Genomic DNA, 18,617 nt, shown 5'->3' on the forward strand with positions numbered 1-18,617 from the left:
AGCGAGACGAGGGCCGGGAAAACCGGCCCCGTCGACCCCATGATGCGGGTATCGAGTGGGCAGGGGAGACCCTTCGTGACAGCGGGAACGGGAAGATCACGCAACATGACAGGATTGTCCGCAATCCTGGCCATGGCGCTTTGCCTCGCGGGATGCGACCAGGTCGATCAGGCCAGCGTGGGCCGTGCGGACGGGACACCCGGTGCGGGGCTGGCAGCGCCGGATCAGGCCTTCATGCTCGACCCCGAAATGGAGGACGGAACCACCTCACCGATCATCGAGGCACTTCTGGTGCGCCGGTCGGTGCTTGAGCCGGGGCCTCTGCGCGACGTGGCCGATGCGGTCATGGCCGCCAATACCCGGGCCGCCGAGGCCGATCTGCGCGCCGCGCTGCTGCGCGCCGAGGCTGAAAGCTACAACTGGTTGCCGACGCTGGGCCCGAGTGTGAGCCTGACGTCTCTGGGCTCGGTGGTGGCGAACCTCGTTCTGAATGCGGCGCTTGTCGATCATGGCGCCCGCAAGGCCGAGCGCGACTTTGCCAAGCATGATGTCGAGGTCACTGCCGTCGCGCTGGCCGAGGACAGCAACGCCCGCGTCATGCAGGCACTGGAACTCTATGTGCAGGCCGAGGCTGCCAGCGCCCGCGCCGATGTCACCGCGCAGGCGATGGAGCGGATGAACCACTTTGCCTATGTCATGCGCGAACGCGTGAACGCGGGCATTTCCGACCGGGCCGATCTTCAGGTCGTGACACAGAAACTGAACCAGATGGCCGCCGACATGGCCTCTGATCGGGAAACGGCCGCCTCGGCGATGCGCGAATTGCAGGCCATGGCCGCCGTGCCGGTCGCGGGCCTGTCCGGGATTTCGTCACTGGGCAGGCCGTCGTTGACGGCCGAAGCGCTGAGCGTGATGCGCGCCCGCGCCGAAAGCGCGCGTGCCGTGGCCAGCGCAAAGGCCGCGCAGGCGGGTCTGTTGCCTGGGGTAAGCCTCGGGGGATCGGTCGGCACGGAGGGACGTGACCTTGCCGTGAACGCGGGCTCCGACGGGATCGGCTTCGGGATCGGCGCGAATATGCGGGCCATCGAGGCCGAGGAACAGGCCGCCGCCGCACGCGTCGGCGCCGAACGCGAGGCCGCCGCCCGGGCCATCGCCGCGCTAGAGGGGCGGCTGCAAAGCCTGCGACGCCAGCACGCCGAAGCGGTGCGGCTGGCCGATCAGGCCACGCAAAACTACGAGCTTTTCGCGGAACAGCAGCGCGCGGGTCAACGCGGCGTGAGCGAGGTCGTCGGCGTGTTCGAGACCAAGATCCGCGCCGATCGCGCAGCCGTCGGCCTGCGCTATGACATGGTGCTCGCCGAACTCGGCATCGCTGAAAGGCTGGGCCTTCTGGTGGATGGAGACAAGATGTGAGCGGACCTGTCCTTGCCTTCGACATCACCCGCACGACAGGCGCACGCCTGCGCCGTATCGAAGAGGTCGAGGCCGAAGAACCCAAACGTGATCTGGGCCTGACGCTTGACGTCGTGGCGGCCAACAGCCCCGGCCCCGTCGTCGCGGACCCGCCGACGCGGGAAAACGCACCAACCGACCCCGCCATCCACACCACGATCGATCCCGCGCTCGAAGACGTCCCCGAAAACGCTCCCCTCGACGAGCCATCCGACGTCCCGCCCGAAGATGATCCATCCGACGGCAAGCAGGCCAGCCGCGGTCTGGCAGACAAGGTTCAGGCCCGGGCCGAACTCGCGGCCGTTTACGCAGGGATCCTTGGCGTCGACGTGTCGCGCCGCGATATCCTCGAGCGGATGTCACGTGACGGGGGCGACGAAATCTCGCCGCAGGTGATCTCGGGCGCCCTGACGGTTGCCGGGCTGATGACGCGCATTGCGCGACCCTCGAAGCTCGAGCCCGGATTGTGGCCCGCGCTTGCCGAGATGACCTCGGGTCAGGTCGTGCTGGTCCTCGAACAGACGCGCGGTGGGCTGATCGTCTATGACACCACCCGGACGGCGAACCGGGCCGAGGTCGCGCTGGACGAATTCTCCGCCGTCTTTGCCGGGACGATCATCCGCGCCGATGTGGGCGTGGCAGAGCTGGGCCGGCGTCATGCTGAAAAGGGCCGTGAGGCACATTGGTTCTGGGGGCAACTCGGTCAGTTCCGCCGCCACATCTTTGAAGTGGCACTGGGATCGTTCGTCGCCAACCTTCTGGCCGTGGCCGTCGCCCTGTTCTCACTGCAGGTCTATGATCGGGTGATCCCGCATCAATCGACCGCCACTCTGTGGGTGCTCGCGATCGGGGCGGGGATCGCGATGTTGCTGGAGGCGTTCCTGCGGATCGCCCGGGCACGGCTGATGGACGGCGCGGGCCGCCAGATCGAGATCAAGGTCCAGTCGCTTCTGATGGACCGGATCCTCGGGATGCGTTCGGGCAATGCCGCCAGCGCACCATCGAGCACCTTTGCCGCGGTTCGGGAATTCAGCTCGATCCGCGAATTCTTTACCGCCTCGACTGTGGGCACTCTGACCGACCTGCCGTTCATCGTGCTCTTTCTCGCGCTTGTGGCCTCGATCGGCGGCAACGTGGTCTGGGTCCTGTTTGCCGGCGGGATCCTGATGGTCCTTCCGTCGTTCTTTCTGCAAAAGCGGATGATCGAGCTGACCCGGGCCTCGCAAGGGGCCTCGGTCAAATCGAGCCGCCTGTTGCAGGAGGCGATCTACAATGCCGACACCATCAAGGCCCATCGCGGCGAGGACCGGTTTCGGCGGGTCTGGTCGGAACTTACGGCGCTCGGTTCTCATGCCACGTCGGAACAGCGCAAGCTGGCCTCGACGCTGACATTCTGGAGCCAGGGCGTCCAGCAGGCGACTTATGTCGCCGCCGTTGTCGCCGGCACCTTCATGGTCTTTACCGGCGAGTTCACGGTGGGCACGATCATCGCCGTGGGCATTCTGACCTCGCGCACGTTGGGCCCGCTGACGCAGCTGGCCGCGACGCTTGCCCGCTGGTCGAACGTGCAGGCCTCGCTTGAGGCGCTCGATCAGGTGGCCTGTTCCGAACAGGACGAGGCCGAAGACCGGATGTACCTGCGCCGCGAGACGATCCGCGGGGCGTTCGAGTTGCGCGATGTGGCCTATGCCTATGACGAAGATGGAACCCGCTCCGTCGATATCGCGGCGCTCGCGATCGAGCCGGGCCAGAAGATCGCGATCCTGGGCTCCAACGGGTCAGGCAAATCGACGCTCCTGCGGCTTCTGTCAGGGCTTTACCAGCCGACCGGCGGGCGCATCCTGATCGACGGCGTCGACATGGGGCAGGTGATGCCGCGCGATCTGCGGCGCGCCATCGGTTATCTGGGTCAGGAGGTGCGGCTCTTCGCGGGCACCCTGCGCGACAACCTCAACCTCACGCTTCTGGAGCGCGATGACGACCGGCTGCTCGAAGCGCTCGATTTTGCCGGGATCGGCCCCTACGTGCGCGCCCATCCCAAGGGGCTCGACATGGAGATCCGCGATGGCGGAGCCGGGCTTTCGGTGGGTCAGCAGCAATCCATCGGCTGGGCGCGCCTGTGGTTGCAGGACCCGGCGATCTGTCTTCTGGACGAGCCGACGGCCGCGCTCGATCAGGCGCTGGAAACCGCGATCGTGTCGCGGATGGCGGAATGGCTCGACGGACGCACGGCGCTGATCGCGACGCACCGCATGCCGATCCTGACGCTGACGGATCGGGTCGTCGTCCTGCAGGCGGGGCGGCTCGTGCTCGATGGCCCGCGCGACGAGGTGCTGGCCCATCTGGGTCGCGGAAAGGATGATGGCTGATGGCGCTCTGGGAGGGTGAATTCGAACGCCGCCTGCGCGGCCCCAGCCTGATCATCTGGCTTGTGGGGGCGACGGTCCTGTTGTTTCTCCTGTGGGCAAAATTCGCCTGGATCGACGAGATTGTTCGCGCCGAAGGCGAGATCGTCTCGGCCAATCGGCCACAGATCATCCAGAATCTTGAGGGCGGGATCCTTGCAGAGCTGCGCGTCTCCGAAGGTGACATCGTTGAACCGGGCGATGTGCTGGCGCGGCTGAGGGCCACGAATTTCGAGTCGCGCGTGGATGATCTGAAAGAGCAGATCGACGCCGCGAATATCCGGCGGATGCGGCTCGAGGCCGAACTGGCCGGCGCCCATGATTTCGACGTGCCCGCCGATATCGCAGCGCGCAGCCCCGAGATCCTTGCCTCCGAACGCGCGCTACTGGCGGCGCGGCAGGCCGATTACGAAAGCCGCACCGAAGGCGCCGCCCGCATCGTGGCCGAGACCAAGCGCGAACTGGATGTCATGGAAGACCTTCTGAACCGTGAGATCGCCGCTCTGATCGAGGTGACGCGGGCGCGCAACGCGCATTCGGATGCCGAGATCAGGTATAACGAGATCGTGACGGGCACCGAGCTGGAACGGGCCAGCGCCTATTCCGAGACGCTTCAGGAACTGGCGCAGCTGCGTCAGGATCTTCGCGTGGCCGAGGATCAGCTGACCCGGACGATCATCACGTCGCCCATGCGCGGGGTGGTCAACAACCTCAGCATTAACACGATCGGCGGCGTCATCCGTCCGGGCGAGGAGATCTTCGAGATCATCCCGCTGGGCGACGAATTGTTCGTCGAAGCCCGCATCCGGCCCGAAGATATCGCCAATGTCGTGCCCGGCCAGAAGGCCACGATCAAGCTTACGGCCTATGATTATACGGTTTACGGGTCGCTCTCGGGTGAAGTGATGGTGATCTCGGCCGACACGTTTGAGGACGAACGCCGCGCCGATCTGCCCCCCACCTATCGCGCCACGCTGCGCGTCGACATGAGCCAGCGCGACGAGCGGCAACGCAACATCGAGATCCGCCCCGGCATGCAGGCCGCGGTCGAGTTGCACACCGGCGCAAAGACCGTCTTGCAATACCTGACAAAGCCGCTCTACCGGTCGCGCGAGGCGCTGCGTGAGCCCTGATCGCCGGTGCCTGTTCGACGGCAATCGTCGAGGCGACCTTGAAGCCCCTCCCACGGCCCACTAAGACTCTCGAAAGTCATTCGGGAATAGTCAGCCAGCAGGCTGCACAATGAGGCGAGAGCATATGCGTGATCCAGTCGAGACCTACATGAACCTCGTTCCCATGGTCGTCGAACAGACGAGCCGCGGCGAACGGGCCTATGATATCTTTTCGCGTCTGCTCAAGGAGCGGATCATCTTCGTGAACGGCCCCGTTCATGATGGCATGAGCCAGCTGGTGGTGGCGCAGCTCCTGCACCTCGAGGCGGAGAATCCCAAGAAGGAAATCTCCATGTATATCAACAGCCCCGGCGGTGTCGTGACCTCCGGCCTGTCGATCTACGACACGATGCAGTACATCCGGCCGAAGGTCTCGACCCTCGTCGTAGGGCAGGCGGCATCCATGGGGTCGCTTCTGCTGACGGCCGGCGAGAACGGCATGCGGTTCTCCCTGCCCAACAGCCGCATCATGGTGCACCAGCCCTCTGGCGGGTATCAGGGTCAGGCGACGGACATCATGATCCACGCCGAAGAGACGCTGAAGCTCAAGCGGCGGCTGAATGAAATCTACGTCCATCACACCGGCAAGAAGCTCGAAGACGTGGAAGCCGCGCTCGAGCGGGACAATTTCATGGATCCGAAGGAAGCCAAGGATTGGGGCCTGATCGACGAGATCGTCTCGAACCGCGACAAGGCTGAAGAGAGCTGAATTCGTCCCGGGTGTGGGGCCTTTTTGACGTTGTGGAGCGTGGCGGGCTGTCTTAGGGTTGAGCCAGCGCAGTCCGAAACGACAGACAGATGGGCCACCGGGCCCGAAGGAGCGAGATGGCGAACGCATCCGGCGGCGACAGCAAGAATACCCTCTATTGCAGCTTTTGCGGCAAGAGCCAGCACGAGGTTCGCAAACTCATCGCGGGTCCGACCGTGTTCATCTGCGACGAATGCGTCGAATTATGCATGGATATCATCCGCGAAGAGACAAAGACGGCGGGTCTCAAATCCTCCGACGGCGTCCCGACGCCGATGGAGATCTGCGAGGTTCTGGACGATTACGTCATCGGCCAGTCGCACGCGAAGCGTGTGCTCTCCGTTGCGGTTCACAACCACTACAAGCGGCTTAACCATTCGGCAAAAGCCGCCGATATCGAGCTTGCGAAATCGAACATCCTGCTGATCGGCCCCACGGGCTGCGGCAAGACGCTGCTTGCTCAGACGCTCGCCCGCATCCTGGACGTGCCATTCACCATGGCGGATGCCACGACCCTGACCGAGGCGGGCTATGTGGGTGAGGATGTCGAGAACATCATCCTCAAGCTGTTGCAGGCCTCCGAATACAATGTCGAACGCGCGCAGCGCGGCATCGTCTATATCGACGAGGTCGACAAGATCACCCGGAAGTCCGACAACCCGTCGATCACGCGTGACGTGTCGGGCGAGGGCGTGCAGCAGGCGCTGCTGAAGATCATGGAAGGCACCGTGGCTTCGGTGCCCCCGCAGGGCGGGCGCAAGCATCCGCAGCAGGAATTCCTGCAGGTCGACACCACGAACATCCTGTTCATCTGCGGTGGCGCCTTCGCGGGCCTCGACAAGATCATCTCGCAGCGCGGGAAGGGATCGGCCATCGGCTTTGGCGCCGACGTGAAAGGTCAGGAAGAGCGGGGCATCGGCCAGATCTTTACCGAGCTTGAGCCCGAAGACCTTCTGAAGTTCGGCCTGATCCCCGAATTTGTCGGTCGTCTGCCTGTGATCGCGACGCTTCGTGACCTTGACGAAGAGGCGCTTGTCACGATCCTGACCGAGCCCAAGAACGCGCTGGTCAAGCAGTATCAGCGCCTGTTCGATATCGAGGGCACGCAGCTGACCTTCACCGACGATGCCCTCAAGGCCATCGCGCGCCGCGCGATCGACCGCAAGACGGGCGCGCGGGGTCTGCGCTCGATCATGGAGGAAATCCTTCTTGATACGATGTTCGAGCTTCCCGGTCTCGACAGCGTGACGGAAGTCGTGGTCAACGAAGAGGCTGTCGGCTCCGAGGCGGCACCTCTGATGATCCATGCAGAGTCCAAGGATTCGGCCACAGCGGGCTGAGGTCCTTTCAGAAAACGGAAACAGGGCGCCTTTGGGCGCCCGTTTTCTTTCGGTCCGGGCGCTTGGCCGCCATTGTCCGGCATGGGCACTGGACCTGAGCCGCGGCATGGTGCAAAACGCGTCTGAACGCTCAGGAGTCCTCAGATGTCCAATCTCTTTACCCGCATCTTCACCTGGTGGCAGGGGCAAACGCTCAACACCCAGCTGTTCACGTGGCGCAAGGGGGAAAAGGTCGGTGAGGATGCCGAGGGCAACATCTATTACCGCAACGCCGATGACAGCAAGCGCTGGGTCATCTTCAACGGTGAGGCCGAGGCCAGCCGCGTGAACCCGGATTGGCATGGCTGGCTGCACCGGACATGGAACGAACCCCCCACCGAACGGCCGTTGCCTCACAAGAGCTGGGAAAAGCCGCATGTCCCGAATCTGACGGGAACGGCCGCGGCCTATGCGCCCGCCGGTTCGATCCGAAATGCCGATCCGGCACCGCGGTCCGATTACGAGGCGTGGACCCCGGAGTGACGCCGATGCGTCTTGTTCTGGCAGCAGCATTCCTGTCGTTGTCCATCGCGCCGCTGTCGGCGCAACAGGCCTCGACGGCACCGGGCGGTGTCCTGCGCGTGCTGGACAAGATCACGAGCGAGGTCCGCGACATTCGCCTGCGCAACGGCGAGACGGGGCAGGTTGGCCTTTTGCGGATCACCCTCGATGAATGCCGCTACCCTGCGAACAATCCCTCGGGCGATGCCTATGCCATGGTCACGATCCAGTATCGCGACGATCCCGAGCCGGTGTTTCGCGGCTGGATGATCGCGTCGGAGCCGTCGATCAGCGCGATGGAGCATCCGCGCTATGATGTCTGGCCCCAGCGCTGCAGCACCTCCTGAGACGAGGGATGCGGCCCCTGACGATGGAAATCCGCCTCTACTGACAAGGCTTCGGACAGGCGGGCCCGGTATTCGGCCCTCGATATTTCGACCGCGCCAAGGCTTGCCAGATGCGAGGTCAGGAATTGCGTGTCGAACAGAACGAAACCGCCCGCCCGCAGCCGGCTGACCAGATAGGCCAGGGCCACTTTTGATGCATCGGTGCGGCGCGAGAACATGCTCTCGCCAAAGAAGGCGCCACCAAGCGCGACGCCATAGACCCCGCCCACCAGGTGATCGTCCTGCCGGACCTCGATCGAATGGGCAAGCCCCCGGTGATGCAGATCGACATAGAGCCGCGCGATCGTCTCGCTGATCCACGTCTCTTCGCGGTCTGCACAGCCGGCCAGAACACCGGGAAAATCCTGATCCGCCGTCACGGAGAATTCGCCACGCCGGATACGCCGCGCAAGGCTGCGGCTGACATGGAATCGATCAAGCGGGAAGACGCCCCGCCGTTTCGGATCGACCCAGAAGACTTCGGTGTCCGTCTGGCTCTCCGACATCGGAAAGACCCCGGCCGCGTAGGCCTGAACGAGAAGTTCCGGTGTCAGGGGGAAATCGTCCTTCATGTCCTCCGGGTCCTTTGGGCCGGGGCTACATGTTCTCCTCGAGCCAGCGTTCCAGCCAGTGGATGTTGTAGTCGCCGGATAGAACCGCGTTCTCCTGCAAGAGCGCGTGGAACAGCGGGACGGTGGTATCTACGCCATCCACGATCAACTCTCCCAAGGCCCGGGCCAGCCGGGCCAGCGCCTCGGGGCGGTCGCGTCCCTGCACGATCAGCTTTGCGATCAGGCTGTCGTAATAGGGCGGGATCGAATAGCCGTCATAGAGCGCCGAATCCATCCGCACACCCAACCCGCCTGGGGCGTGGTATTGGGTGATCCGTCCGGGGCAGGGCGAGAAATGCGGCAGCTTTTCCGCGTTGATCCGCACTTCGATCGCATGGCCATTGATCTTGAGGTCGTCCTGCGTGAACGACATCGGCAATCCTGCCGCGACCCGGATTTGTTCGCGAACAAGGTCGACGCCGAAAATCGCCTCGGTGACAGGATGCTCGACCTGAAGCCGGGTATTCATCTCGATGAAGTAGAAATTCCCGTCCTCGTAAAGGAACTCGATCGTGCCGGCGCCGATATAGTTGATCTTGGCAACGGCCTCGGCGCAGGTCTTGCCGATCTCGGCGCGCATCTCGTCGCTGATGGCGGGGCCGGGGGCCTCTTCGAGCACTTTCTGATGCCGCCGCTGGAGGGAACAATCCCGCTCTCCCAGATGGACGGCATTGCCCTTGCCGTCGCCGAAGACCTGGATCTCGATATGACGCGGCTTCTGCAGATATTTCTCGATATAGACTTCGTCATTGCCGAAGGCGGCCTTCGATTCGGACCGAGCCGTCAGGAACGCCCGCTCCATTTCGGCATCATTGCGGGCCACCTTCATGCCGCGTCCGCCGCCACCGGCAGTGGCCTTGATGATCACCGGATAGCCGACCTCGGCCCCGATCCGCTTTGCATCCTCGAGCGTCGGTACGCCGCCATCCGATCCGGGGACGCAGGGCACGCCAAGCGCTTTCATCGTGTCCTTGGCAGTGATCTTGTCGCCCATGACGCGAATATGTTCGGCGGTGGGGCCGATGAATGTCAGATCGTGATCTTCGACCGCCTGAACGAAGGCCGCGTTCTCGCTGAGAAATCCGTAGCCGGGATGGATCGCCTGCGCGCCCGAGATTTCGCAGGCCGAGATGATGGCCGGGAAGCTGAGGTAGCTTTGCGCCGACGGCGGCGGGCCTATGCAGATGGCCTCGTCAGCCATCCGGACATGCATGGCATCGGAATCGGCGGTCGAATGGACGGCGACCGAAGCGATACCCATTTCGCGCGCGGCGCGGACGACGCGAAGGGCAATCTCTCCGCGGTTGGCGATCAATATCTTGTCGAACATGGGAGGTCCCTTATTCGATGATCATCAGGGGAGCGCCGAACTCGACCGGGGCGCCGTCCTCGACCATGATCCGTTTTACCGTTCCCGAACGCGGGGCGGGGATGTGGTTCATGGTCTTCATCGCTTCGATGATCAGAAGCGTGTCGCCTTCCTGAACCGCCTGTCCTACCGAGACAAAGGCCGGTGCGCCGGGCTCGCCCTGCATATAGATGGTGCCAACCATGGGCGAGGTGACCGCGCCGGGATGCTCGGCCGGGTCACCGGATTCGGCCGCTGCGGGCGCGGGGGCTGCGGCCGGGGCAGCGGCGGGCGCGGGGGCTGCCGGGGGCACGGCGATCTGGGCTGCCTGCTGGACATGCCGGCTGACGCGGACATTCAGCCCGTCGTTTTCGCCATAGTCACGCTTGACCTGAAGTTCGGTCAGGTCGTTTTCCCTCAGAAGTTCCGCAAGCGACCGGATAAACGCTACATCGCTGTCATGCGTGTTGTTCTTGCTCATGTCTGTCCTCAGCCCAAAACCTTCCCGAACCGCAGGAGCGGGCCGTTTTCCGGCCTCATCGTCCCCGTTCGGGCGCATTATAAACCACGCTTATAGGGCAAGGGTGGCCGGGAAGGAAGCGGCTGCGGACGTCAGGTCCGTGATTGCGGGATCAGCGCGGATCGGGCGACAGCGGTGCGGTGGGCTCATCTGTCGGCTGCGTTGCCTCGGCCCCGGGCGTCTGCGCCGGGTCACGGGTGTCGTCTGGCAACATGGCGATTCCCCAAGGCTTCAGAACGCGCTCAGGCCCGCGGACATTCTGTCCCGTCTCTTCCTTTGAGACCCGAACCATGGCCTCGACGACCAGCCCGGCCTGAGATCTGTCCGAACCGGGCGTCATTGCATCTTCCTGGCCGGTGCCGGTCTGCGTCTTTGTCATGGACGGAACGATTTTTTCCGGGGCTCGCGGCAGGGCAGGGCCCGGCGCGGTTGTGGCGATATCGTTGATGATCTGAAGTTCCATGCCTCTATCCTCTTGCTGATGCGATCCTGTTGCGATCGACCTGGAACGAGGCGTCGGGACGGGTGCGGCGTTGGGTCCGGTGCCGCGGCCAGCGGCTCCGGTACCTGTCCAAGACGCCCCTCCCGAACTGGAATTGAAGATAGCATTACCGGGCCCGATTGCGGATCCGAAAAAGTCTGAACTGGTAAAGGGATCCTTAACGCCGAAGGGTGAAAAAAGGGCCGCGCTGCTTTCGCGGCACGGCCCCTGCTGCTGACTGGAGAGCGGTGTCAGCTGCGGTTCATCCGGTTGTCGATCAGGTCGTCGACGACCGACGGATCGGCCAGGGTCGAGGTGTCGCCAAGCGCGCCATAATCGTTCTCGGCGATCTTGCGCAGGATGCGGCGCATGATCTTGCCCGAGCGGGTTTTCGGCAGGCCGGGCGCCCATTGGATCAGGTCGGGCTTGGCGATGGGGCCGATCTCGCCACGGACCCAGACCTCAAGCTCCTTGCGCAGTTCTTCGGTGGGTTCCTCGCCGGCCATGAGCGTTACATAGGCATAGATGCCCTGACCCTTGACGTCATGCGGGTATCCCACGACCGCTGCCTCCGAGACCTTGGGATGGGCGACCAGCGCGCTTTCCACCTCGGCCGTACCCATCCGGTGGCCGGAGACGTTGATCACGTCATCGACGCGGCCGGTGATCCAGTAATAGCCATCGGCGTCGCGGCGGCAGCCATCGCCCGAGAAGTAATACCCCTTGTAGTCCGCAAAGTAGGTCTTCTCGAACCGGTCGTGATCGCCCCAGACGGTTCGCATCTGGGCGGGCCAGCTGTCCCTGAAGCACAGGACGCCCTCGGCCTCGGTCGTGGCGATCTCTTCGCCGCTGGTGGGATCGAGGATGGCGGGCTGCACGCCAAAGAAGGGCAGGGTGGCCGAGCCGGGCTTGGTCGCGATGGCTCCGGGCAGGGGGGTCAGCAGGTGGCCGCCGGTTTCGGTCTGCCACCATGTATCGACGATGGGGCAACGCTCCTTGCCGACCACTTCGTTGTACCAATCCCAGGCCTCGGGGTTGATCGGCTCGCCCACGGTGCCGAGGATGCGCAGGCTCGACAGATCGTACCCCTCGACCCATTCCTTGCCCTGACCCATGAGTGCGCGAATCGCGGTGGGCGCGGTGTAGAACTGGTTCACCTTGTGCTTGTCGCAGACAGCCCAGAACCGGCCGGCATCCGGGTAGGTGGGCACACCCTCGAACATCAGTGTCGTCGCCCCGTTGGCCAGCGGGCCATAGACAATATAGCTGTGGCCCGTGACCCAGCCCACATCCGCCGTGCACCAGAAGATATCGCCATCGTGGTAGTCGAAGACGTATTGATGGGTCATCGCGGCATAAACCAGATAGCCGCCTGACGTGTGGACCACGCCCTTGGGCTGGCCCGTGGAGCCGGAGGTATAGAGGATGAACAGAGGATCCTCTGCATTCATCTCTTCCGGTGGGCAATCGGCCGAGACACCGGCCTCGAGTTCGTCAAGCCAGAAGTCCCGGCCCTCCGTCATCGGGATGTCGCCGCCCGTGCGCCGGACGACCAGCATCTTCGTCTCGCCCTCGATCTTGTCGAAGGCGCGATCGGCATTGACCTTGAGCGGCGTGTTGCGGCCGCCGCGCGGCGCCTCGTCCGCGGTCACGACGACCTTTGCATCGCAGCCATTGACGCGCGCGGCCAGCGCATCGGCGGAAAACCCGCCGAAGACGACGGAATGGATCGCGCCGATCCGCGCACAGGCCAGCATCGCATAGGCGGCCTCGGGGATCATCGGAAGGTAAAGAACGACCCGGTCGCCCTTGGCCACGCCCATCTCGCGCAGAACATTGCCGAAGCGCGACACCTGTTCATGCAGTTCGGCATAGGTGATGTGGCGCGCCTCGGCGTTCGGATCATCCGGTTCCCAGATGATCGCGGTCTGTTCGGCGCGGGTGGCGAGGTGCCGGTCGACACAATTGGCCGCCACATTCAGCGTGCCGTCCTCGAACCATTTGATCGAGACTTCGCCGGGCTGGAAACTGGTGTTCTTGACCCGCGTATAGGGTTTCATCCAGTCGATGCGCTTGCCTTCCTTGCCCCAGAAGGCGTCGGGATCGGCCACCGAGGCGGCATACATCTCGTCATACTTCGCCTTGTCCGCATGGGCGGCCTTGGCGATTTCCGGGCTGGGGGGATAGATTGCGTCGGTCATGGGTCGTCCCTTGAACTCAGTCTTGTATTGCGCGGGAATATGGGCTCCCGCAGGGTCTTGAAGTGAAAGCGCCCCCGCCTTTCGGGCAGGGGCGGCGCTCAGATGGCCAGATACTGCGCCCTGAGTTGTTCATTTTCCAGCACTTCCTTCGCGCTTCCGTCGAATACGACGGAGCCGGTGTCGAGGATCACAGCCCTGTCCGCCAGTTTCAGGGCCGCGACCGCGTTCTGTTCAACGATGATCGTCGTGATGCCCTGTTCGCGGATGATGTTCAGCGTCTTGGCGATTTCCTGCACGATCACCGGGGCGAGGCCCTCGTAGGGTTCGTCCAGAAGCAGAACCTTGATGTCCCGGCACAGTGCGCGAGCGATCGCCAGCATCTGCTGTTCGCCGCCCGAGAGCGTCACGCCCTCTTGCTTGCGCCGTTCGCCCAGCCGCGGGAACAGGTCATAGACCCGGTCGATCGACCAGCCGTGCGGCGGCGCGATCTGCGCCAGCTTGAGGTTTTCTTCGACCGTCAGTCCGGGGATGATCCGGCGATCTTCGGGCACCAGCGAAATGCCGTTGGTGGCGGCCTCGTAGGATTTCATCTCGTGCAGTGGCTTGTGATCCAGCCAGATCTCGCCGTGCTTGAGTTCCGGATCGCCCAGCCGCGCGATGGTGCGCAGGGTCGAGGTCTTGCCCGCACCGTTGCGGCCCAGAAGGGCGAGGATCTCGCCCTCGTGAACGTTGAAGCTGACGCCCTGAACGATATAGCTCTCGCCGTAATAGGCCTCGATGTCCCAGACGGAAAGATAGGCCGGGGCGGTGGATGCGTGGTTGGCGTTGGGGTCGAACCCCGTTTGGGTATTCATCGCAAATCTCCTTCGCGTACCGGCTGACCCTAGTGGGCGGCCTCGCCCAGATAGGCTTCTTTCACCTTCGGATGGCCCTTGATGTTGTCGGGCGTGTCCTCGACCAGGGGGGTGCCCTGCGCCAGCACGGTGATCCGTTCGGCAAGGCTGAACACGACATGCATGTCATGTTCGATGATCGCCATGGTGATCTTGCGCTTTTCCTTGATCTCCTTGAGCAGGTCGATCGTGTTGTTGGTATCGGCGCGCGCCATGCCGGCGGTGGGCTCGTCCAGCAGCAGCAGACGCGGCTCCTGCACGAGGCACATCGCCATCTCCAGCCGGCGCTTGTCGCCCCGGCTCAGAGAGCCCGCATGCGCATTGCGCTTGTCGAGCATGTTGACCTCTTCGAGCATGGTCTCCGCCATTTCGCGGATGCCCTTCTCGTGGCCCAGGCTTTCCAGCGCATGCAGACGGAATGCCCCGTCACGCTTGGCAAAGCAGGGGATCATCATGTTTTCCAGAACCGTCAGATCGGTAAAGATCTCCGGCGTCTGGAACACCCGGCTGATGCCCATCTGGTTGATCTCGTGCGGCTTGCGGCCCAGCACGGACTGGTTGTCGAACATCACCGATCCGCTGTCGGGGATCAGCTTGCCGACAAGGCAGTTCAGAAGCGTGGACTTGCCCGCCCCGTTCGGCCCGATGATCGCATGGACCGTCTGCTCCTGCACGCTGAGGTTCACATCCCCCAGCGCCTGGAGACCGCCGAAGCGCTTGTTCACGCCTTTGACTTCGAGAATTCCCATCTCAGTCTCTCCTTATTCCGCTGGGGTCGTCTTGCCGGCCGAGGAGCCGTCTTCGGACTTGCGCCGCTTGCCGAACAGCCGCGCAATGCGCTGTCCGCCCTCGACCAGACCACCGGGCAGGAAGATCACGACAAGCATGAACACGATGCCAAGCGTCAGGTGCCAGCCCTTGCCGATGAAGGGGTAGATCAGGGTCACGACGAGATCCTCCAGCCCGTCGGGCAGGAAGGCGAACCAGGTGTGCAGGATGTCGGAATTGATCTTGGAGATGATGTTTTCCATGTACTTGATCAATCCCGCGCCCAGAACCGGCCCGATCAGGGTGCCGACACCGCCGAGGATCGTCATCAGGACAACCTCGCCCGACGCCGTCCAGAACATCCGCTCCGGGCCCACCTGCGTGTCCATCGCGACCATCAGGCCACCGGCCAGGCCGGCATACATGCCCGAGATGACAAAGGCGGCAAGCGTGTAGGGGCGGGGGTTCAGACCGGTGTAGTTCATCCGGTTCTGGTTCGATTTCACCGCCCGCAGCATGACGCCGAAGGGCGAGCGGAAGATGCGGATCGCGATGTAGAAGGCGATCAGCATGACAAACGCGGCCACATAGTAGCCCATGTTGAGCGTGAACAGCCAGTTGCCCATCTCCAGCTCGATGCTGGCGCGCATGTCCAGACCAAAGAGGCTGGCCCGGCCGATCTCGCCCTCGGCGAGGTTCGACAGGATCGGGTTGTCGGTGGACTTGAGCTGAAGCCCCGTCTCGCCGCCGGTGATCGGCGTGAGAACCGAATAGGCGAGCGCATAGGACATCTGCGCGAAGGCAAGTGTCAGGATCGAGAAGTAGATGCCCGAGCGTCGCAGGCTGATGAACCCGACGACCAGCGCGAAGAGGCCCGCGAAGATGACGCCCATGATCATGGCCGGGATCACGTTCAGCGAGACCAGCTTCATCATCCAGATCGCCGCGTAGGAACCGACACCGAGGAAGGCCGCGTGACCGAAGGACAGGTAACCCGTCAGGCCGAACAGGATGTTGAACCCGATCGCGAAGATGCCGAAGATCACGAAGCGCTGCATCAGGTCGGGATAGCCCGCGTTGAACTGCGCCATGCCGGACCCTTCGGGGAAGGGGTTCAGGATGAACGGCGCCAGCATCGTCAGCACCAGAACAAGCATCAGAAGTGAGAAGTCTTTTTTACCGAGACCGAGCATGGCTTATTCCTCCATCACGCCCTTGCGGCCCATGAGGCCCCGAGGACGGGTCAGCAGAATGATGATCGCCACCAGGTAGATGATGATCTGGTTGATACCGGGCAGGATGTCGATCACCGCGGCCATCGAGGCAAAGCTCTCGAGGATGCCCAGCAGGAACCCTGCGGCCACGGCACCCGGAAGCGATCCCATGCCGCCCACGACGACAACGACGAAGCTCAGGACGAGGAAGTCCATTCCCATGTGGTAATTGGGCGCGTTGATCGGCGCATACATTACCCCCGCTAGACCCGCGACACAGGCCGCGATGGCGAACATGATGGTAAAGCGCTTGTCGATGTTGATGCCCAACAGTCCCACGGTCTCGCGGTCGGCCATGCCGGCGCGCACGACCATCCCGAAGGTGGTGAACTGAAGGAAGGCAAAGACACCGGCGATGATGATCATGGCGAATGCGAAATAGACCAGGCGCCAGTAGGGATAGATGATCGTGTAGGGATCCATCCCGATCAGCGCGCCGAAATCGAACGAGCCGGTAAAGGCCTCGGGGGCGGGCGTCGGGATCGGGTTGGCGCCGAAGTAATACTTGATCACTTCCTGAAGCACGATCGCGAGGCCGAAGGTCACGAGGATCTGGTCGGCATGGGGGCGCTTGTAGAAGTGCTTGATCAGACCCCGCTCCATGGCGACGCCGACCACGATCATGATCGGGATCGAAAACAGGATCGCAAGTGGCACCGACCAGGAGATCACGGCGGCGGCGGTCTCTGCGCCAAGCCAGTCCTGAAGATAGGGCACCTCGACCTTGAGCGGGTTGCCCAGAAAGTCGGTGCGGGTTTCGTCCACCACCTCGTGGCTGAGGCTCAGCAGGCGCTGAAGTGTGACGGCGCAGAAGGCGCCGATCATGAACAGCGCGCCGTGGGCGAAGTTCACAACGCCGAGCGTGCCGAAAATGAGTGTCAGGCCAAGCGCGATCAGCGCATAGGCCGAGCCTTTGTCGAGGCCGTTGAGAATCTGGAGGATGATGGCGTCCATGTCCCCACCTTCATGGCTGGAGTTGGGTTGATTGGCAGGACGGGGAGGGCCCCCGTCCTGCCGGAGCGCATGCTATCAGGCGCCGGGGTTGCAGGTCCCGAGGGACGCTTCCGCACCACCGAACTGCGGGTGGTCGGGCGCATAGGTGACCTGATCGACCGGCGTGATCTCGACGATCTCGAGAAGGTCGAACTCGTTCTCCGGGTTCTCTTTCCCTTTCACGACCAGCACGTCCTTGAAGCACTGGTGGTCTTCGGCGCGATAAAGCGTCGGGCCGTTGCCAAGTCCGTCGAACTCGAACCCTTCGAGAGCTTCGGCCACCGCACAGGGGTTGAAGCTGCCGGCACGGTTGACGGCATCTGCATAAAGCAGCGTCTGAACGTAGCAGGTATGTGCAGCCTGCGACGGCGGGAAGCCATACTTGGTGCCGAACGACCGCACGAAGGCCTGCGAGCCCGCATCGGTCAGCGACCAGTGCCAGTTCGTCGAGCCGAAGATGCCTTTCACGTTGGCACCTGCGCCGCGCGCCATCAGGCGCGAATAGAGCGGAACCACGATCTCGAAGTTCTTGCCGTTGGCTTGCGCGTCACGCAGGCCGAACTGAACGGCGTTGGTCAGGGAGTTGACCATGTTGCCGCCATAGTGGTTCAGAACCAGAACGTCGGCGCCGGACTGCAGAACCGGAGCGATGTAGGACGAGAAGTCCGTCTGGGTCAGCGGGGTCTTGACGGCGTTGACCGTCTCCCAGCCCATCGCCTCGGTCGAGGCGGTGATGGCTTCCTCGGTGGTGTAACCCCAGTTGTAGTCGGCGGTCAGGTGATAGGCCTTGCGGTCGGTGCCATAGGCGTTCGCCAGCACCGGAGCGAGGGCCGCGCCGGACATGTAGGAGTTGAAGAAGTGACGGAAACCGTTGGCCTTGCGGTCCTTGCCGGTCGTGTCGTTGGAGTGGGTCAGACCGGCCATGAAGATGATGCCGGCTTCCTGGCAGAGGGCCTGCACGGCCACGGCCACGCCCGAGGAGGATCCGCCGGTGATCATCACCGCGCCGTCCTTTTCGATCATCGACCGGGCAGAGGCGCGGGCGGCGTCGGATTTCGTCTGGGTGTCGCCGGTGACATACTCGACGCGCTTGCCGAGGATACCGGTGCCGTCCAGCGTCTGGGACGAGAACGTCGGGATCATCCCGCCGTCGCCGCCGCCGTTGAGGTGCTCGACCGCCAGTTCATAGGCGCGCAGCTCGTCCGCGCCTTCGTCGGCATAGGGGCCGGTCTGCGGAACGTTGAAGCCGAGCGTGACGGTGTCGCCCTGCGGTGCATTTGTGAACCCGGAATGGGCGTCAGCCCAGACCGCGCCGGTGAAGATCGTCGGCATGGCAAGGCCGGCACCGCCGAGGGCACCGGTCTTCAGCAGGCCGCGACGAGTAAACTTGGATTTGGACATACATATCCTCCCTGTTGTCATCCGCTTGACTGGCCTCCTCCGACCAGGCAAGCGCACTCGCAAGAGCGCAGGGTCATTTGGGCG

General features: G+C 63.5%; 17 protein-coding genes. 7 read left to right on the forward strand and 10 right to left on the reverse strand.

Going from position 1 to position 18,617, the window contains the following annotated elements; translation table 11 throughout:
- Window positions 1–105: 105 nt before the first annotated feature.
- The 7 genes from EP376_RS01420 to EP376_RS01450 all read left to right on the forward strand — a co-directional run bounded on the left by EP376_RS01420 (window position 106) and on the right by EP376_RS01450 (window position 8,004).
- A complete protein-coding gene (locus tag EP376_RS01420; protein WP_164744835.1) occupies window positions 106–1,413 on the forward strand; it encodes a TolC family protein in 1,308 nt (435 codons plus the stop codon).
- Window positions 1,414–1,715: 302 nt separating this feature from the next.
- Window positions 1,716–3,821: an ATP-binding cassette domain-containing protein gene (locus EP376_RS01425; protein ID WP_238928617.1), complete on the forward strand. Its 2,106-nt coding sequence runs from the start codon at window positions 1,716–1,718 to the stop codon at window positions 3,819–3,821.
- Window positions 3,821–4,990, forward strand: coding sequence for a beta-barrel domain-containing protein (locus tag EP376_RS01430; RefSeq protein WP_127653755.1), 1,170 nt, complete (start codon window positions 3,821–3,823; stop codon window positions 4,988–4,990). The genes EP376_RS01425 and EP376_RS01430 overlap by 1 nt, the downstream gene beginning before the upstream one ends.
- Before the next feature lie 124 nt (window positions 4,991–5,114).
- Window positions 5,115–5,738 (forward strand): ATP-dependent Clp protease proteolytic subunit, encoded by a 624-nt coding sequence (locus EP376_RS01435; RefSeq protein WP_127653756.1) that lies wholly within the window; start codon window positions 5,115–5,117, stop codon window positions 5,736–5,738.
- A 116-nt stretch (window positions 5,739–5,854) separates the two neighbouring features.
- Window positions 5,855–7,117 carry an ATP-dependent Clp protease ATP-binding subunit ClpX gene (gene clpX / locus EP376_RS01440; RefSeq protein WP_127653757.1) on the forward strand — a complete coding sequence of 421 codons (1,263 nt, stop codon included), beginning with the start codon at window positions 5,855–5,857 and terminating at the stop codon, window positions 7,115–7,117.
- Between the two features lie 144 nt (window positions 7,118–7,261).
- Window positions 7,262–7,639: an NADH:ubiquinone oxidoreductase subunit NDUFA12 gene (locus tag EP376_RS01445; protein ID WP_127653758.1), complete on the forward strand. Its 378-nt coding sequence runs from the start codon at window positions 7,262–7,264 to the stop codon at window positions 7,637–7,639.
- A 5-nt stretch (window positions 7,640–7,644) separates the two neighbouring features.
- The gene (locus EP376_RS01450; protein WP_127654691.1) at window positions 7,645–8,004 is read left to right on the forward strand and encodes a DUF2155 domain-containing protein; all 360 of its coding nucleotides are present in this window, start codon (window positions 7,645–7,647) and stop codon (window positions 8,002–8,004) included.
- Here the strand turns inward: EP376_RS01450 and aat are convergent.
- The 10 genes from aat to EP376_RS01500 all read right to left on the reverse strand — a co-directional run bounded on the left by aat (window position 7,968) and on the right by EP376_RS01500 (window position 18,533).
- Window positions 7,968–8,615, reverse strand: coding sequence for a leucyl/phenylalanyl-tRNA--protein transferase (aat, locus tag EP376_RS01455; RefSeq protein ID WP_127653759.1), 648 nt, complete (start codon window positions 8,613–8,615; stop codon window positions 7,968–7,970). The genes EP376_RS01450 and aat overlap by 37 nt on opposite strands.
- Window positions 8,616–8,640: 25 nt before the next feature.
- A complete protein-coding gene (gene accC / locus EP376_RS01460) occupies window positions 8,641–9,984 on the reverse strand; it encodes an acetyl-CoA carboxylase biotin carboxylase subunit (RefSeq protein ID WP_127653760.1) in 1,344 nt (447 codons plus the stop codon).
- 10 nt (window positions 9,985–9,994) lie between these two features.
- Window positions 9,995–10,483 (reverse strand): acetyl-CoA carboxylase biotin carboxyl carrier protein, encoded by a 489-nt coding sequence (gene accB, locus EP376_RS01465; RefSeq protein ID WP_127653761.1) that lies wholly within the window; start codon window positions 10,481–10,483, stop codon window positions 9,995–9,997.
- A 151-nt stretch (window positions 10,484–10,634) separates the two neighbouring features.
- Window positions 10,635–10,985 carry a hypothetical protein gene (locus EP376_RS01470; RefSeq protein WP_127653762.1) on the reverse strand — a complete coding sequence of 117 codons (351 nt, stop codon included), beginning with the start codon at window positions 10,983–10,985 and terminating at the stop codon, window positions 10,635–10,637.
- Between the two features lie 269 nt (window positions 10,986–11,254).
- Entirely contained in the window at window positions 11,255–13,204 is a 1,950-nt protein-coding gene (acs, locus tag EP376_RS01475) for an acetate--CoA ligase (RefSeq protein ID WP_127653763.1), read from the reverse strand.
- Window positions 13,205–13,302: 98 nt separating this feature from the next.
- Window positions 13,303–14,058 carry an ABC transporter ATP-binding protein gene (locus EP376_RS01480; protein WP_127653764.1) on the reverse strand — a complete coding sequence of 252 codons (756 nt, stop codon included), beginning with the start codon at window positions 14,056–14,058 and terminating at the stop codon, window positions 13,303–13,305.
- Window positions 14,059–14,087: 29 nt separating this feature from the next.
- Window positions 14,088–14,846, reverse strand: coding sequence for an ABC transporter ATP-binding protein (locus tag EP376_RS01485; RefSeq protein WP_127653765.1), 759 nt, complete (start codon window positions 14,844–14,846; stop codon window positions 14,088–14,090).
- A gap of 12 nt (window positions 14,847–14,858) precedes the next feature.
- On the reverse strand, window positions 14,859–16,058 hold the full coding sequence (locus tag EP376_RS01490; protein ID WP_127653766.1) for a branched-chain amino acid ABC transporter permease: 1,200 nt from the start codon (window positions 16,056–16,058) through the stop codon (window positions 14,859–14,861).
- Window positions 16,059–16,061: 3 nt separating this feature from the next.
- Window positions 16,062–17,093, reverse strand: a complete 1,032-nt coding sequence (locus tag EP376_RS01495; RefSeq protein ID WP_127653767.1) for a branched-chain amino acid ABC transporter permease — start codon at window positions 17,091–17,093, stop codon at window positions 16,062–16,064.
- Window positions 17,094–17,168: 75 nt separating this feature from the next.
- Window positions 17,169–18,533, reverse strand: coding sequence for a substrate-binding protein (locus tag EP376_RS01500; protein ID WP_127653768.1), 1,365 nt, complete (start codon window positions 18,531–18,533; stop codon window positions 17,169–17,171).
- Window positions 18,534–18,617 lie beyond the last annotated feature (84 nt).

The sequence above is a fragment of the Alexandriicola marinus genome (genome assembly GCF_004000435.1).
GTDB lineage: Bacteria > Pseudomonadota > Alphaproteobacteria > Rhodobacterales > Rhodobacteraceae > Alexandriicola > Alexandriicola marinus.

Bases quoted from the DNA above. Each gene is read 5' to 3' on its own strand.
- accC (WP_127653760.1), bottom strand. From the start codon at position 9,984: ATGTTCGACAAGATATTGATCGCCAACCGCGGAGAGATTGCCCTTCGC.
- EP376_RS01480 (WP_127653764.1), bottom strand. From the start codon at position 14,058: ATGAATACCCAAACGGGGTTCGACCCCAACGCCAACCACGCATCCACC.
- EP376_RS01435 (WP_127653756.1), top strand. From the start codon at position 5,115: ATGCGTGATCCAGTCGAGACCTACATGAACCTCGTTCCCATGGTCGTC.
- EP376_RS01495 (WP_127653767.1), bottom strand. From the start codon at position 17,093: ATGGACGCCATCATCCTCCAGATTCTCAACGGCCTCGACAAAGGCTCG.
- EP376_RS01430 (WP_127653755.1), top strand. From the start codon at position 3,821: ATGGCGCTCTGGGAGGGTGAATTCGAACGCCGCCTGCGCGGCCCCAGC.
- clpX (WP_127653757.1), top strand. From the start codon at position 5,855: ATGGCGAACGCATCCGGCGGCGACAGCAAGAATACCCTCTATTGCAGC.
- EP376_RS01500 (WP_127653768.1), bottom strand. From the start codon at position 18,533: ATGTCCAAATCCAAGTTTACTCGTCGCGGCCTGCTGAAGACCGGTGCC.
- EP376_RS01450 (WP_127654691.1), top strand. From the start codon at position 7,645: ATGCGTCTTGTTCTGGCAGCAGCATTCCTGTCGTTGTCCATCGCGCCG.
- EP376_RS01485 (WP_127653765.1), bottom strand. From the start codon at position 14,846: ATGGGAATTCTCGAAGTCAAAGGCGTGAACAAGCGCTTCGGCGGTCTC.
- aat (WP_127653759.1), bottom strand. From the start codon at position 8,615: ATGAAGGACGATTTCCCCCTGACACCGGAACTTCTCGTTCAGGCCTAC.
- acs (WP_127653763.1), bottom strand. From the start codon at position 13,204: ATGACCGACGCAATCTATCCCCCCAGCCCGGAAATCGCCAAGGCCGCC.
- EP376_RS01420 (WP_164744835.1), top strand. From the start codon at position 106: ATGACAGGATTGTCCGCAATCCTGGCCATGGCGCTTTGCCTCGCGGGA.
- EP376_RS01470 (WP_127653762.1), bottom strand. From the start codon at position 10,985: ATGGAACTTCAGATCATCAACGATATCGCCACAACCGCGCCGGGCCCT.
- EP376_RS01490 (WP_127653766.1), bottom strand. From the start codon at position 16,058: ATGCTCGGTCTCGGTAAAAAAGACTTCTCACTTCTGATGCTTGTTCTG.
- accB (WP_127653761.1), bottom strand. From the start codon at position 10,483: ATGAGCAAGAACAACACGCATGACAGCGATGTAGCGTTTATCCGGTCG.
- EP376_RS01445 (WP_127653758.1), top strand. From the start codon at position 7,262: ATGTCCAATCTCTTTACCCGCATCTTCACCTGGTGGCAGGGGCAAACG.